We start from the raw sequence: 14,605 nt of genomic DNA on the forward strand, positions 1-14,605 counted from the left end.
GAGGGTTCAGTGACGGACCTGCCGGGCCTACGCAAGCGCTTCGAGCCGCAGCTCAGGCGGGTGTTTCACTTCTACTGGCGGCTGGTCCGCGGCATGACGCTGGGCGTCCGCGCCGTCGTGCTTGACGCCGACAACAAGGTGTTCCTGGTCAAGCACAGCTACGTTCACGGCTGGTATCTGCCGGGCGGCGGGGTCGAGGTCGGCGAGAGCGTCCTGGAGGCGCTGCGGCGCGAGCTGGTCGAGGAGGGGCGGATCGAGCTCGCCGGCGAGCCGGCGCTGCACGGCATCTTCTTCAACAGCCACGTCTCCCGCCGCGATCACGTCGCGGTCTATGTTATCAGAGATTATCGGCAGGACCGGCTGCCGGAGCCGAATCGCGAGATCGTGGCCTGCGGTTTCTTCGATCCGGCTGCGCTGCCTGACGGCACCACGCCCGGCACACGATTGCGGATCGCGGAGGTGCTCGAGGGCAGGCCGTTGACGGCCACATGGCGGTGAATGCGGCTCAATCGGTAACCGGCGGACATCACGCTCCGCGACGGCCAGAAAGCCGCAGCTCCCGCTGGCTGGGCGATGGACCGCACACGCATCAGATGCTATCCCGCGCTCCACAATGACCGAGCTGTCCCTGACCATCCTGCCCGAGACCCCGAAAGACGCCCAGGCGATCGAGCGCCTGCACGAGCGTACCTTCGGGCCCGGCCGTTTCGTTCTCAGCGCCTACCGGCTGCGCGAGCATGTCGATCACCTGCTTGATGTCTCCTTCACGGCGCGGATCGGCACGCTGCTGGTCGGGTCGGTGCGGCAGCTGCCGATCTGTATCGGCGACACGCCTGCGCTGATGCTCGGACCGCTGACGGTCGAGCCGCCGTTCCGCAGCCGCGGCGTCGGCCGCGCGCTGCTCAAGCGCGCGATCAACGACGCCCGCGCGGAAGGCCATCGGCTCATCGTACTGGTCGGCGACGAGCCCTATTATGCACGTGTCGGCTTCAAGCCGATCCCGAAGGGACGGGTGACCATGCCCGGCCCGGTCGATTACAGCCGTTTGCTTGTCCTGGAACTGGTCGATGGCGCCTTCGAGGGCGTGTCCGGGCCGATCCAGCCCGATTGGAGCAAGGCGTTTTAGCCTCCTCGCGTCACAACCGGAACAGTTGCGCGCCCGACAGAACTGAAGCACAGTTGACGTCAAGCGCCGGGCCATAGCCGGCGCATGTCATGTCAAAGGGAGCGCGCGATGATCAAGGTCAGTGTGATGTATCCAAACAATCCCGGCGCGCGTTTCGATCACGACTACTATCGGGACAAGCACATGCCGCTGGTGAAGGCGCGTCTCGGCGACAAGTGCAAGTATTATACGATCGACAAAGGTCTCGCCGGCGGCGCGCCCGGCGCACCAGCCACCTATGTCGGAATGTGCCACATCTTCTGCGACTCGGTCGAGGACTTCCAGGCCGGTTTCGGGCCGCATGTGAAGGAGATCATGGGCGACATCCCGAACTACACCGATCTGCAGCCGGTGATCCAGATCAGCGAAGTCGTCGTCGGTCACTGACGACTGGCATCGTTTAAGGCAATCTCTCCCGCCGTGAACGGCAGGAGAGCTTGGCTGCTTCAGCACGTGGCATCGCCTCAACCGGCACATGGCGCGCGCAGCGCCATGCACCGTGTTGTCGTCACAGCTTCTGCGAAATGCCGACGTAGAAGCCGCGACGCGGCCCATATTGCGGGGCGAACACGCCGATGCCCGAGCCGTCCCTGATCTGGTAGATCGTATCGAACAGGTTGACGACGTCGAAGCGGATCGTGGTCGGCTTGTTCGGCGCGACGATGTTGAAGTCGTGCGACAGACCGAGATTGACCTGGGTATAGCCCGGTAAATGATCGGTGTTGGCAAAGCCCGAGCGCAGGCCGCTGCCGTAGATCATCGAGGCAGAGAAGCGCGTGCCGTTCCACAGGTATGACGCGCCGGCGGAGGCCGTCCAGGTCTGGGCATGGTCCGTGTAAATGTAATGTGTGGCGATGTAGTTCAGCTCGTCCTGCTCGAACAGATATTGGTTTGACACCACGTTGGTGGCGATCTGCCTTGCCCATGCGACGTTGCCGTAGGCGCTGAAATTGCCGTTGGTGTACTTGGCCTTGAGCTCGACGCCGACGTTCTCGCCGCGATCGTAGTTGAATCCGGTCAGCACATAGGCGGCGCCGAACTGGCCGTCATCGAGCAGGTCGCGCGCGATCTTGTAGTAGCCATCGACGCCGACCTCGAGGCCCGGGATTGCGTAGATCTTCTGGTCGACGCCGACGTCGAAGACATGGGACCGCTCCGGCAGCACCGGGCTGCTCTTGTTGATCTCCGGCTGCTGCGACGAACCCTGCACCAGGGCGAGATTGACGGGAGCGGCGATGACCTGGGTCGGCGGCGTGAAGTTGCGCGCATAACCGGCATGGAACGCCGTTCCGTCGTACGGCTTCCAGGTCAGATTGATGCGCGGGCTGAGCTGGTTGGCATCGACATATTGATACATCTGGTCGAAGCGCAGGCCGGCATTGAGGGTCAGCTGGTTGGTGATCCGCCATTCGTCCTGCAGATAGGTGCCGATCAGCCAGCCGGTCTTGGCGTTCGAATCGAAGATCGAGTACGGCGCGTCGATCGTGCCCGCGCTCGGATCCGTCGGATCGACCAAAGGCAGAATGGTCGAGAAGTTGTTGACCAGGGACCGCTCGGAGGAGACCGAGAAGCCGAACCTCAGCGTATGGGCGTAGCCGACGCGCCATGCAGTATCTTCCTGGATGCCGTTGACGAAGCTCTGGCGATAGACGTCGGACGCGACGCCGTTGAACACCAGATCGCCGACCGTGTCGGGGTAGAAGTGCAGCTGGCTGTAGCGGTTGAAGTAGGACAGCTGCATGTCGATGTCCTCGAATGACTTCTGATACGCCACGACGTTGAACTGGTTGAACTCGGTCTGGCGTTCGTTGAGCTTCGAGGAATCGAAATCCGACGTGCCGAAGGCCGTGAAGTTCGGCGTCTGCCCCGGATTGTTCGGGATCTGGTAGGTGCTGTTGGAGACGCCGCCCATATAGGTCAGGCGGCTGGTTGGGTCGATCACCGTCGAGAGATAGAGGAATCCCTTCTCCTGCGACGTGTTGTCGTGGATCGCGTTGTAGGACGGCGTTGGATTCTCGATGCCGACACTGCTTTGGAAATAGCGTCCCGAGACGAAATACTGGGTCTGCCCGACCGTCCCGCCATATTCGAAGCTCGGTGTGATCGTGCCGTGGCTGCCGCCATAGACGCCGACCTTGCCCGCATTGTTGAAGGCATCGGCCTTGGTCTGGATGTCGACCACGCCAGCGGTGCGGAAGCCGAACTGCGCCGGCAGTGCGCCGGTGAGCAAGGCAAGACTGCCCACGATCCCGGTATCGAGGATCTGGCCGAAGGCGCCGACGCCGTCGGGCAGCATGATGCCGTTGATGCGATACTGAACGTTGGCGTGTTCGTTGCGAACATGCAGTTCGCCGCTGGCCGCAGAGTCCTGCGTCACGCCGGGGAACTGCAGCAGCACCTTGTCGATCGGCGCGTCCGCCCCTTGCGGCATCGCCTCGATCGCCTGGTGATTGACCCGATGCGCGTTGGCGCCGACCGGGGCGACGACGTTTTGGCGTGCCGCGTCGAACTTCTCGTTGGTGCTCGTCACCACCTGCGCCTCGGTAGGCGCGGGAGCCGCCGGCGGCGGCGCCGCGCGTCGCGTGGTAACGACGCGCTTCTTCGGGCGCCGCGGCGGCTGCGCGTGCTTGGGTTCGATGACCTCGATTTTTGGCAAGGTGGTGGTGCCCTCGGCTCCAGGCGGAGGGGTCTGCGCACTGGCAACATGGCCCAGTCCGAGCAGCACCGAGGCTGATGCGGACAGGAGGAGGGAAGCTCTGAACGGGGACTTCATGGTCGGGATCCTGAAGGCCGCCAGCTGATCTGTTGTGGTGGAGCTGGCAGGCCTCGCCGTCATTTGCGACGGACCGATTGAACGATTTCTCCGAGACCCCGCCACTCAATGCGGCCCGATCTCAGAGGCACAGACAGCAATCGATGTCAGGAGAGCGGAGGTGCGCGGGAACGGAACGCCGTGGGGGCCGACTTGAGGTGGAGGAATTCGGCATCGGTGGTGCGGCGGAGAAACTCCACCGCTTCCGGCAGCAGCAGCACCGGAGGGCCCCCGACCAGCAGGTTGCCGGCCATCGAGATGACGGCGCAGATCGCGCAATTGTCAGCGGGATGCCGGTTCTTGTCCTGATCGGCCGGCGGCTGCTTGTGGACGACCTGAATTGCGAGATCCGGCGTCGCAGAGGTGCCGATATAGGCGAAGTCGAGCTTCGACAGGCCGGTCTGGACAGCCGGAGCCGCGTTCGCAGCTGCGATGGGATGGAAATGACCGAACGACAGCACGAACTGGACGGCAAGCGCAAACAACGCCAGCCGCGAGCCAGTTCTGATGTGTCTCCGGAACCACTTCATCCGATTGATGCCCGCCCTCGGGACGGCATCATGACCATGACCCCGTGCCAGTGTTACATTATAACATCGGATGGCCATCGCGATGTCAACCGCCGTCGAGGCAACCTGCGCTCGATCGGCCGTCCTTGTGGGATTGACGCAACGTGTCCGTCGAACCCGATCAGCGTCCTTCGCGCAGCCAGGTGGCTGCAAAGGCGCCGAGCAGCAGCAACAGGCCGACCACCCCGGCGAACATAGGCAAAACGCCGACGCCCTTGACCACGCTCGCATCGCGCATCTTGACGCCGAGCCAGCCGTCGCCGCGGAAGATCGAGGAGCCGTGCACCGGTACGATGCGCGGCATGTTGAGGCTCGATCCGTCGGCAATGCGCCGGGCGTCGCCGCCGGTCGCCTGCGCCAGCGGTTTCAGCGTGTCCGTGGTCGAGGTGACTTCCGAAAACTCCTTCGGATTGGTCGGTCCGACATTGATCAGCGCTTTCAATGTGCCATCGGTCGCCTGCCACAGGCCGAGCTCGTTGGCCGGCAGCGTCGCGCGCCACTCGCCGGGATCGCCGGCGGTCAGCGTCAGCTCGTGCGTGGTGCCGCTCGGCGCCGTCACGGTGACAGGCGAGACGGTGTCGGCCATGGTCTGGCGCACCACCGTGAGGTCCTTGCCGTGCACCTGCATGCGCAGCGCCTCTTCGTCGAGGTCGGGCTGCTTCATCAGCCAGTGCGACACCCGCCGCAACAGATCCAGATGCGGGCCGCCGCCTTCGTAGCCGCGAGCCCACAGCCAGATATGGTCGGAGAGCAGCAGCGCGACGCGGCCCTCGCCGAAGTGCGACAGCAGCAGCAGCGGCTTGCCGTCGGCGCCGGTCATGACCGGCGGATTGACCGCGTTGCGGGTGTCGACGCTGCGGAAGAACCGGCTCCAATGCGGCGGCTCGAAGGCCGAGCCTTCCAAGCCGCGCGTCACCGGATGACGTTTCCCGGCATCGCTCAAATGCGCGTAGAATGGCTTCTCGCTCACGCCGACCGGCTCGGCCGGCAGCACCGAGTCGAGCGGCGTGCGCCAGATGCTGGTGGTCGAGGCGTAGTCGGGCCCGGCCGCCACCAGCACCGCGCCGCCGGCGCGGACATAGCGTGCGATGTTGTCGAAATAGGCGATCGGGAGCACGCCCTGGCGGGCGTAACGGTCGAAGATGATCAGCTGGAATTCGTTGATCTTCTGCTGGAACAGCTCGCGGGTCGGAAACGCGATCAGCGACAGCTCGTTGATCGGCGTGCCGTCCTGCTTCTCCGGCGGGCGCAGAATCGTGAAGTGCACGAGATCGACGCTGGGGTCGGATTTCAGCAGGTTGCGCCAGGTGCGTTCGCCGGAATGCGGCTCGCCCGAGACCAGCAGCACGCGCAACTTGTCGCGCACGCCGTCGATCGAGACCACGGCGCGGTTGTTGACCGGCGTCAGCTCGTTCTCGAGCGGCGAGGCCTCGATCTCGACGATGTTTTGACCGGCGTGCTTGATGTCGACGTCGACGCTGGCGGTCTGGCCGCTGGTCATCGTGCGCTCGCTGATCACCTCGCCGTCGCGGCGGACCGTGACCTTGGCGCGCTCGCCGGTGACGCCCTGATCGTCGAGCCGGAAGGTGATGGTCTGGCTCTGGCCGACGATGCCGAAACGCGGCGCTGCCGTGATCGCGATACGGCGGTCGCGCTCGTCCTTGCGGCCGGTGACCAGCGCATGCACCGGGGCCTGGAAACCGAGCGCCTGTGCATTGGCGGGAATGTCATGCACGCGCCCGTCAGTGATCATGAACGCGCCGGCGACGCGCTCGACCGGAACGTCAGAAAGCGCCGACGACAGCGCGCCGAACAGCTTGGTGCCGTCGGTCTCGCCGTCGGCCTGGCCGGCCTCGACGACGCGGACTTCGAGCCCCTTGATCTGCTTCAGGCTGTCGACCAGCGCTTCCCTGGCCTTCTCGGTCTCCTGATTGCGCGTGCCGAAGTTCTGGCTCGGGCTCTTGTCGACCACCACGACGGCCACCGAGGACAGCGGCTCGCGGTCTTCGCGCGTGAACGAGGGATTGGCCAGCGCGAGCAGGATCAGCGCCAGCGCGCCGACGCGCACCGCGGTGCCGCGCGCGCGCGACAAGAGCAACAGTGCTGCGATCACGACGATCGCGCCGAGCGCGAGCCACAGCACGAGCGAAGGAACCAGCGGTGTGAACGCAATACCGTAGTTCATATTATTGTCCCAGCCGCTCGATGAGGGCAGGTGCGTGTACCTGATCGGCCTTGTAGTTGCCGGTCAGCGTGTACATCACGATGTTGACGCCGGCGCGGAAGGCGAATTCGCGCTGGCGCGGCTCGCCCGGCGTCAACGGCAGCATCGGCTGCCCGTCGGTCCGGATCGCCCAGGCGCCGGCGAGATCGTTCGAGGTGATGATGATCGGCGAGACGCCGTCGCCGCCGCGCGCCGGCCGCTGCGCGGCTTCGTCGTCGTCCCCGCGCGGCAGCGCCTCGACCCAGGTTTGACCGGTGTTGAAGCGGCCGGGGAAATCGCGCAGCAGGTAGAACGTCTTGGTCATCACGTGATCGCGCGGCACCGGCTCGAGCTCGGGGACGTCGAGCGTGGACAGCAATTCGCGCAGCGTCTGCATGCCCGGCGTCTGTGATGCGCCATTGTCGCCCGGCCCCGCCTCGATGGCGTCGCGGGTGTCGAACACGACCGTGCCGCCCTGCTTCATGTAGGCGTCGATCTTGTTGATGGCGTCCTGCGGCGGCTTCGGCGCGCCCGGCACGATCGGCCAGTAGATCAGCGGGAAGAACGCGAGCTCGTCGCGGGCCGGGTCCACGCCCACGGGATCGCCGGCTTCCAGCGCGGTGCGCTGCGCCAGGAACAGCGTCAGACCGGACATCCCGGCCTTGACGATGGAATCGACGTCGGCATTGCCCGTCACGACATAGGCGAGCCTGGTCTGTGACGTCGCCTTGATGGCGAAGTCGTCACCGTTCTCGGCGCGCGTCGCCGAGGGCGCCAGGGCGACGAGCATGAAGGCGAACGCAAGCACGACGGGTGCCGCACGCCGCCGCAGCACTGCGGCAAGTCCGGCACCGAGCATCGCCACCACGATCGCATCGATCAGGAACAGCGCGAGCGCCGACGACAGCATGATGCCTCGCAGATCGCGCGGCTCGGTGTTGGTGTAGCTCGCGCGCCGCGCGTGCAGGCTCGAGGTATCGAGCGGCGCGATGCGGTCGGACGAGGCAAGCGTGTTGATGGCGACCGGACCGTCGGCCGGGCCGTAGAGGCCGGGCGGATGATCCGCGGTGGCGCGATCGTGATAGTCCGCCGAGATCGGCTTGGCGCTAGACGGCGGCGGGCCGAACGCGCCGAACCCGTCAAGCGTCCGCAGCGGCGCCACCGTCTCGGCCTTGGGATCGGTTGCGACGCCGGGACCCGGCTTCGAGGTGTAGCCGGACATGTCGACCAGCCGCCGCAGCATCTCGACGAAGGTGCCGGACATCGGCAAGTCCGACCAGCGCATGTCGGCGCCGACGTGGAACAGGCTGATCACGCCCTTGCCGCGATGCTCGCCGGTGACGAGCGGTGTGCCGTCCTCAAGCGACGCCCAGCTCTTGGTCGCCAGCACGGCGTCAGGCTCCGCCAGCACCTGCCGGCTCACGGTGACATCCTTGGGCACGCTCAATCCCGCGAACGGGCCGTCGGCGGCAAACGAAGCCATATGCTGCGGCTTCTCCCAGGTCAGGCTGCCGCCGAGGGTGCGGCCGCCGCGGCGCAGCTTCACGGGGACGAGGTCGTCGTCGGCCTGCGCGAGGCGGGGACCTGCGAAGCGGACCAGCACGCCGCCTTGCTCGATCCAGGCGTTGAGCCGGTCGCGGATCTCAGGCGACAGCGTGCCGACATCGGCCATCACGATCATCGGCAGCCGCTGATCGAGGAATTGCGCGATCACTTGCTGCGGCGCGCCGCGATTACCCAACCGTACATCGGCGAACGGCTGCAGCGCGCGGGAGAGATAGAAGGTCGAGGCGAGCAGCGGCTGCGATGTATCCGTGCTCGATCCCGAGACCACGCCGATCGCGCGGCGACGCCAGCGCTTGTCGAGCAGCTGGACCGCGCCGGCCGATCGTTCGCCCGCGATCTCTAGCCGCGCGATGTCGTTGCGCAGCTCAACAGGAAGATCGAATGAGGCTTCGGTCTCGCGTTCCTGCGGGGCGAACGTGTAGTGGGCCTCGCCAATCGGCGAGCTCTTGGCGTCGAGCGCGCGCACGGTGCCGCTCGCGATCCCACCCTCGGTGCGCAATACCTTGACCGTCATCTTGGCGGCAGCGTTCTCGGCCGCGACCAGCGCGTGCGCGGGCGGCGTGCCGCCCTCGAAGATCGTCAGGTTGCGGCCCTCGATCACCTTGCCGAGGCCTTCGGCGAATTCGGTGCCGCGACCGGTATCGACGCCGTCGGACAGCCAGGCGATGTCGCAATCGCCGGTCGCCTTGAGGAAGCGTCCGAGCGTTGCAAGCGTGTCGACCCGGTCGATCGAGTAGGGCTTTGGCGCGAGCTGGCGCAGCGCGACGCGCGCGGTGCCGGCCGGCATCAGCGTAATGTCCCGCGCGGGCTCCGACAGCGGCACCAGCGCGACGCCGCGGCGGTCGCTCTCGGCATCGGCGATCAGCTCGTCGGCGGCCTTGATGCGGGCATCCCAGCTCGAGGCGGCGCTCCAGCCGTCGTCGAGCAGGATGACGAGCGGCGATTTGCTCGCGGCAATGCCGGTTTGCGGATTCCAGATCGGACCGGCGGCGGCGAGGATGACGAGCGTGGCGGCGGCAAGCCTGAGCAGCGTCAGCCACCATGGCGTGCGCGACGGCGTCTCCTCCCTCGGCGTGATGTCGAACAACAGCCGCGTCGGCGGGAATTCGATGCGCCGTGGCCGCGGCGGCATCACGCGCAGCAGCCACCACAGCACCGGCAGGCTGACCAGCCCCAGCAGCAGCAGCGGTTCGGCGAAGGAGAGGGGCAGACCCGCGATCATGCGCTTCGTCCCGCCTTGACGGTCGTGCGTCCGCCGCTCTTGCTCGCCATCATGCCGGCGTGCAGGAACAGCAGCAACTCGGCCGCGGAGCGACTGGTGGTGTGGGTCGAGAACAGCCAGTCGAGCCGGTTGGTCTCAGCGCGGATCTGGTCGCGATGCAAGGCGACGCGCGCGACATAATCGGTCGTCCAGCTTTCGGCGCGGCCCGCGGTGATGACGCCGCCGCCTTCGGGCTCGACGAATTCGACCCGGCCGGAATAGGGGAAGGTCTCTTCCGCGGGATCGACGACCTGGATCAGGCTGCCATGCGCGCCGGACGAGGCGAGCCCGGCCAGCATCGTCTTGATCTCCTGCAGCGGCGACCAGAAATCCGAGAGCACCACGATCTCGGCGAGCGACGACGGCACGAAGGAGGGCGGCAGGCTCGCGCGCGTCTTGTCGTCGTGCAGCATCGCCTCCGCCATCTTGTCGATCACGGCACGGCTCGCGGTCGGGTTCATCAGGCCGGGAATGCCGACGCGCTCGCCGCCGGCGACCAGCAGCTCGGCCAGCGCGAAGGCGACGATCAGGCCGCGCTCAAGCTTGCTGTCGCGAGCGCCGCGTGAGGCAAAGACCATCGAGGGCGAGCGATCGGGCCAGATCCACACGGTGTGCGCGGCTTCCCATTCCTGCTCGCGGACATAGAGATGGTCGTCGCGGCCCGAGCGTCGCCAGTCGACGCGCTGCGACGGCTCGCCCGAGACGAAGCGGCGGTACTGCCAGAAGCTTTCGCCCGCGCCGGCGCGGCGGCGGCCGTGCAGGCCGTGGATCACGTTGGCGGCGATGCGGCGGGCCTCAAGCACCAGGCGCGGCAGCGATGCGGCGAGCGTTCGGCTTTCGCCATCTGCACGTCGGACCGCCAGTTTCTCCTCGTTCAGGTGCCTGTTCTCCGCCGCCATCAACCGATCCGCGTCTTCAATTGCCTGATCACATCAGGAATAGTGCGGCCCTCGGCGCGCGCCGAGAAGGTGAGCGCCATACGATGCTTGAGCACGGGTTCCGCGAGATCAAGCACGTCGTCGATCGATGGCGCGAGCCGCCCGTCGAGCAGCGCGCGAGCGCGGACCGCCAGCATCAGTGCCTGGCTGGCGCGGGGACCCGGTCCCCAGGCGATCAGCTTGCCGGCTTCGCCGCCCTCGGGGCCGGGGCGTGCGGCGCGAACCAGCGACAGGATCGCCTCGACCACGGAGTCGCCGACCGGCAAGCGGCGCACCAGCCGCTGTGCGGTGATCAGCGCTTCCGCGTCCATCGACGGCTTGGCGGCGGTCTCGTCGGCGCCGGTGGTCTCGAACAGGATGCGTCGCTCTGCGTCGCGATCAGGATAGTCGACATCGATCTCCATCAGGAAGCGGTCGAGCTGCGCCTCGGGCAGCGGATAGGTGCCTTCCTGCTCCAGCGGGTTCTGAGTCGCGAGCACGTGGAACGGCTTCGGCAGGTCATGCCGTGCGCCGGCAACGGTGATGTGCTGCTCCTGCATGGCTTGCAGCAGCGCCGATTGGGTGCGCGGGCTGGCGCGGTTGATCTCGTCAGCCATCAGCAACTGTGCGAACACCGGACCGGAGATGAAGCGGAACGAGCGTTTGCCGGTCGAGCTCTCGTCCAGCACTTCAGCACCGAGAATGTCCGACGGCATCAGGTCCGGCGTGAACTGGATGCGCTTGGCGTCGAGCCCGAGCGTGATGCCGAGCGTCTCGACCAGCTTGGTCTTCGCAAGGCCGGGCACGCCGATCAGCAGCGCATGGCCGCCGGATAGAATCGTCACCAGCGTGTTTTCGATCACCCGATCCTGGCCGAAAATGACGGTGGAAACCGCTTCCTTGGCGGCGCGGATCTGGCCGGCGACCTGTTCAGCCGAACGGACGATCACATCCTCCAGTTTCTCGACACTGTCTCCAGCCATTCTGTCCGCTCCTTCTTGACGATGCGAGCTTCCCGCGTCGTCATGTCATGGCCCTCATGCTAAACCTGCACGAAGGCCATGTATTCGTTGAATTAAACTATCCCCACCTTATCGGTATTTCAGGGTATGAACGGCATCACGATGTGGCGAGAATGGCATCCCGATCACATCTCAAAGATACGTGCACCAATCGTGCCAGATTGAAGGTAGGAAACCTTAAGGCAAACAATGGCGAAGCAAGGGCAGACCGAGCAGGACCGTGAAACCGCGGGCCTCGAAAGCAAGGGTCTCGAAGGCCTCACCGCTGCGGCCAATCAAGCTGCGACATCGGGTCAGACCGGGCGCAAGGGACTACCCCCGGTGCATTTGTGGAATCCTCCATTCTGCGGCGATCTCGACATGCGAATCGCCGGTGACGGCACCTGGTTCTACATGGGAACGCCGATCGGCCGTCCGGCGCTGGTGCGGCTGTTCTCCACAATCCTGAAACGCGAGGACGGCAAGCACTTTCTCGTCACACCTGTGGAGAAAGTCGGCATCCGCGTCGATGATGCACCGTTCCTCGCCGTCGAAATGCAAAAGCAGGAAGACAACCGCGGTCGCCTGCTCAGGTTCCGCACCAATGTCGATGATTGGGTCGATTGCGAGAAGGGCCACGGCCTGCGCTTCGAGGTCGCCGAGGATGGCGGGCTGACGCCCTATCTGCATGTCCGCGCCGATCTCTGGGCCAAGGTCACCCGCGCGCTCTATTACGATCTGGTTGACATGGGCGAGGAGCGGATGATCGATGGTCGTCAAATGTTCGGCGTCGAGTCCGGGGGCGAGTTCTTCGCGATGGCGGATGCGAAGCAGGTGAGGGACGCACTTTGAACGAGCCGTTGCTGAAGGCGGGGCCGGCGACGATCAGTTCGACGGAATTCTTTGCGCGAGCTCGCGCGCGGCTCAATTTCGACGTGCCGCCGGGCCTGATCGATCCTCGGATCATTCCGCGCACCGGAGATTCCGGCAACGATCGCATGCTCGAGATCGTCGCGAAGGAGCAGCCGGTGCGGCCGGCCGCCGTGCTGATTCCAGTGGTCGATCGTCCTGAGCCCACCGTGCTGTTGACGCAGCGCTCGCCCAATCTGTCGAGTCACGCCGGCCAGATTTCGTTTCCCGGCGGCAAGATCGACGCCACCGACACCTCGCCGCTCGATGCCGCGCTGCGCGAGGCCTGCGAGGAGGTCGGGCTCAAGCGCGACTTCATCGACCCGGTCGGCTATCTCGACCTCTACGGCACCGCGTTCGGCTTCCGCATCCTGCCGACGGTCGCCAAGGTGCGGCCGGGGTTCGCGCTTGACATCAACGAAGCCGAGGTCGTCGATGCCTTCGAGGTGCCGCTCGCCTTCCTGATGAATCCCGAGAATCATCAGATCCACACCAAGGAATTCCGCGGCATGGATCGATCCTATTACGCGATGCCGTTCGCCGAGCGCTACATCTGGGGCGCGACCGCGGGTATCCTGCGCGTGCTGTATGAGCGGATTTACCTGTCATGATCCGCACGGTGTTGACCGAGGTCGGAATCTTCCTGATCCCGTTCGCGGTCTATGCCAGCTTCCTGATCGCGACGCGCGCCGGCGTGGCGCTGCCGGCGTCGTGGCCGCTCGACATGCTGGCGAAGCTGACGCTGGCGGCGCTGCTGCTCGTCATCGTGAGCTTCGTCCTGCTCGCGGAGTATACCGGCGCGCCGCCGAACTCGACCTACGTGCCTGCCCATATCGAGAACGGCAGGCTGGTGCCCGGAGTTGAGACCGGAGTTGACAAATGAGCGAGGTGCGCCTGTTGTCCGACGCGCCATGGCTCGCCTCCGGTCCGGCGGCGCGCGTGCTCGGCCTGCTCAATGCCGACGGCGAGGAGGCGCGCGTGATCGGCGGCGCCGTCCGCAACGCACTGATGCGGATTCCGCTCGGCGACATCGACATCGCCACCACCGCACTGCCGAATGAAGTGGTCCGCCGCGCCAAGCAGGCCGGTATCAAGAGCGTGCCGACCGGCATCGAGCACGGCACTGTCACGCTGGTCGTCGAGGGTCATCCTTTCGAGGTGACGACGCTGCGCGAGGACACCGAAACCTATGGCCGCAAGGCGAAGGTGGCGTTCGGCCGCGACTGGGTGCGCGATGCCGAGCGGCGCGATTTCACCATCAACGGCCTGTCGGTCGATGCGGAAGGCGTCGTACACGATCACGTCGGAGGGCTCGCCGACATCAAGGCGAGGCGCGTGCGCTTCATCGGCGATCCCGCGCAACGGATCGCGGAGGACTATTTGCGCATCCTGCGCTTCTTCCGCTTCCACGCTGCCTATGGCGCCGGCGAGGTCGACCGCGCCGGCTATCTCGCCTGCATCGGCGGGCGCGCCGGACTTGCCGGTCTCTCGGCCGAGCGCATCCGCATGGAAATGCTCAAGCTCGTGGTGGCGGACGGTGCCGCCGCCGCGGTCGTCGCGATGGCGGACGGCGGCCTGCTGCTGCCGCTGTTCGGCGGCGTCGCCTATACCGGGCCGTTCGCGGCGATGATCGAGATCGAGAAGCTGATGGGGCTGGCGCCAAGCGCGGTACGCCGGCTCGCTGCGCTGACGGTCGCCGTCACCGAGGATGCGCGGCGCATCGCAAGCAGGCTGCGGCTCTCCAATGCCGAGGCCAAGGCACTCGACTCGATGGGCCATCGCTGGTGGCGGTTGCCCGGCATGGACGAGGCGCATGCAAAGCGCCGGCTGTATCGGCTCGACGAGCAGCCCTATCGCGACCGGCTGCTGCTCGCCTGGGCGCGAACCGGCGCGGGCCGAAATGTCGAGCAGTGGCGCGCGCTTGCGACGCTGCCGCAGCGCTGGCGCGCGCCTCACTTTCCGTTGAGAGCGTCGGATTTCATCGCACGCGGAATCGCCGAAGGACCGGCGCTGGGGCATGTCCTGACCTTGGCCGAGGATGCCTGGCTTGCCGCGGATTTCCCGCTGGATCCGCAAGTGCTGTCTGGCATCGCCGACCAGGCCGTTTCCCGTTTTACCCGTGACCACCGGCTGTGAACTTGCTCTCCGGCTTTTGCCGACATGACCAACGCGGTCAGCGCGATGTCGCGGTGATCATCGGCG

General features: G+C 66.0%; 13 protein-coding genes. 7 read left to right on the plus strand and 6 right to left on the minus strand.

Going from position 1 to position 14,605, the window contains the following annotated elements:
* The first annotated feature begins 9 nt into the window (after positions 1–9).
* From MTX23_RS07830 to MTX23_RS07840, 3 genes are all read left to right on the plus strand, one after another.
* Complete coding sequence (locus MTX23_RS07830; RefSeq protein ID WP_280976037.1) at positions 10–498, plus strand: NUDIX domain-containing protein; 489 nt, start codon at positions 10–12, stop codon at positions 496–498.
* Positions 499–613: 115 nt separating this feature from the next.
* Positions 614–1,126 (plus strand): N-acetyltransferase, encoded by a 513-nt coding sequence (locus tag MTX23_RS07835; RefSeq protein WP_280976038.1) that lies wholly within the window; start codon positions 614–616, stop codon positions 1,124–1,126.
* Positions 1,127–1,234: 108 nt separating this feature from the next.
* On the plus strand, positions 1,235–1,552 hold the full coding sequence (locus MTX23_RS07840) for an EthD family reductase (RefSeq protein WP_280976039.1): 318 nt from the start codon (positions 1,235–1,237) through the stop codon (positions 1,550–1,552).
* A gap of 121 nt (positions 1,553–1,673) precedes the next feature.
* On the opposite strand, the gene MTX23_RS07845 is transcribed toward MTX23_RS07840, so the two are convergent.
* From MTX23_RS07845 to MTX23_RS07870, 6 genes are all read right to left on the minus strand, one after another.
* Positions 1,674–3,938: a TonB-dependent receptor gene (locus tag MTX23_RS07845; RefSeq protein WP_280976040.1), complete on the minus strand. Its 2,265-nt coding sequence runs from the start codon at positions 3,936–3,938 to the stop codon at positions 1,674–1,676.
* Between the two features lie 146 nt (positions 3,939–4,084).
* Positions 4,085–4,507 (minus strand): DUF2946 family protein, encoded by a 423-nt coding sequence (locus MTX23_RS07850; protein WP_280976041.1) that lies wholly within the window; start codon positions 4,505–4,507, stop codon positions 4,085–4,087.
* Between the two features lie 160 nt (positions 4,508–4,667).
* Positions 4,668–6,731, minus strand: a complete 2,064-nt coding sequence (locus MTX23_RS07855; RefSeq protein WP_280976042.1) for a hypothetical protein — start codon at positions 6,729–6,731, stop codon at positions 4,668–4,670.
* 1 nt (position 6,732) lies between these two features.
* Positions 6,733–9,534: a DUF4159 domain-containing protein gene (locus tag MTX23_RS07860; RefSeq protein ID WP_280977999.1), complete on the minus strand. Its 2,802-nt coding sequence runs from the start codon at positions 9,532–9,534 to the stop codon at positions 6,733–6,735.
* Positions 9,534–10,475 carry a DUF58 domain-containing protein gene (locus MTX23_RS07865; RefSeq protein ID WP_280976043.1) on the minus strand — a complete coding sequence of 314 codons (942 nt, stop codon included), beginning with the start codon at positions 10,473–10,475 and terminating at the stop codon, positions 9,534–9,536. The genes MTX23_RS07860 and MTX23_RS07865 overlap by 1 nt, the downstream gene beginning before the upstream one ends.
* Positions 10,475–11,476: a MoxR family ATPase gene (locus tag MTX23_RS07870; protein ID WP_280976044.1), complete on the minus strand. Its 1,002-nt coding sequence runs from the start codon at positions 11,474–11,476 to the stop codon at positions 10,475–10,477. Before MTX23_RS07870 ends, MTX23_RS07865 begins: the two co-directional genes overlap by 1 nt.
* Before the next feature lie 228 nt (positions 11,477–11,704).
* Between MTX23_RS07870 and MTX23_RS07875 the strand changes: the two genes are divergently transcribed.
* The 4 genes from MTX23_RS07875 to MTX23_RS07890 are packed head-to-tail and all read left to right on the plus strand — an operon-like array spanning position 11,705 to position 14,539.
* Entirely contained in the window at positions 11,705–12,346 is a 642-nt protein-coding gene (locus MTX23_RS07875; RefSeq protein WP_280976046.1) for a DUF1285 domain-containing protein, read from the plus strand.
* Positions 12,343–13,014 carry a CoA pyrophosphatase gene (locus MTX23_RS07880; RefSeq protein ID WP_280976047.1) on the plus strand — a complete coding sequence of 224 codons (672 nt, stop codon included), beginning with the start codon at positions 12,343–12,345 and terminating at the stop codon, positions 13,012–13,014. Before MTX23_RS07875 ends, MTX23_RS07880 begins: the two co-directional genes overlap by 4 nt.
* Positions 13,011–13,286, plus strand: a complete 276-nt coding sequence (locus tag MTX23_RS07885; RefSeq protein WP_280976048.1) for a DUF6111 family protein — start codon at positions 13,011–13,013, stop codon at positions 13,284–13,286. Before MTX23_RS07880 ends, MTX23_RS07885 begins: the two co-directional genes overlap by 4 nt.
* Complete coding sequence (locus MTX23_RS07890) at positions 13,283–14,539, plus strand: CCA tRNA nucleotidyltransferase (RefSeq protein ID WP_280976049.1); 1,257 nt, start codon at positions 13,283–13,285, stop codon at positions 14,537–14,539. The genes MTX23_RS07885 and MTX23_RS07890 overlap by 4 nt, the downstream gene beginning before the upstream one ends.
* Positions 14,540–14,605: the final 66 nt, after the last annotated feature.

Source organism: Bradyrhizobium sp. ISRA436, from assembly GCF_029910015.1.
In the GTDB taxonomy this organism is placed as follows: domain Bacteria; phylum Pseudomonadota; class Alphaproteobacteria; order Rhizobiales; family Xanthobacteraceae; genus Bradyrhizobium.

Bases quoted from the DNA above. Each gene is read 5' to 3' on its own strand.
- MTX23_RS07835 (WP_280976038.1), top strand. From the start codon at position 614: ATGACCGAGCTGTCCCTGACCATCCTGCCCGAGACCCCGAAAGACGCC.
- MTX23_RS07840 (WP_280976039.1), top strand. From the start codon at position 1,235: ATGATCAAGGTCAGTGTGATGTATCCAAACAATCCCGGCGCGCGTTTC.
- MTX23_RS07845 (WP_280976040.1), bottom strand. From the start codon at position 3,938: ATGAAGTCCCCGTTCAGAGCTTCCCTCCTCCTGTCCGCATCAGCCTCG.
- MTX23_RS07850 (WP_280976041.1), bottom strand. From the start codon at position 4,507: ATGAAGTGGTTCCGGAGACACATCAGAACTGGCTCGCGGCTGGCGTTG.
- MTX23_RS07855 (WP_280976042.1), bottom strand. From the start codon at position 6,731: ATGAACTACGGTATTGCGTTCACACCGCTGGTTCCTTCGCTCGTGCTG.
- MTX23_RS07865 (WP_280976043.1), bottom strand. From the start codon at position 10,475: ATGGCGGCGGAGAACAGGCACCTGAACGAGGAGAAACTGGCGGTCCGA.
- MTX23_RS07870 (WP_280976044.1), bottom strand. From the start codon at position 11,476: ATGGCTGGAGACAGTGTCGAGAAACTGGAGGATGTGATCGTCCGTTCG.
- MTX23_RS07875 (WP_280976046.1), top strand. From the start codon at position 11,705: ATGGCGAAGCAAGGGCAGACCGAGCAGGACCGTGAAACCGCGGGCCTC.
- MTX23_RS07885 (WP_280976048.1), top strand. From the start codon at position 13,011: ATGATCCGCACGGTGTTGACCGAGGTCGGAATCTTCCTGATCCCGTTC.
- MTX23_RS07890 (WP_280976049.1), top strand. From the start codon at position 13,283: ATGAGCGAGGTGCGCCTGTTGTCCGACGCGCCATGGCTCGCCTCCGGT.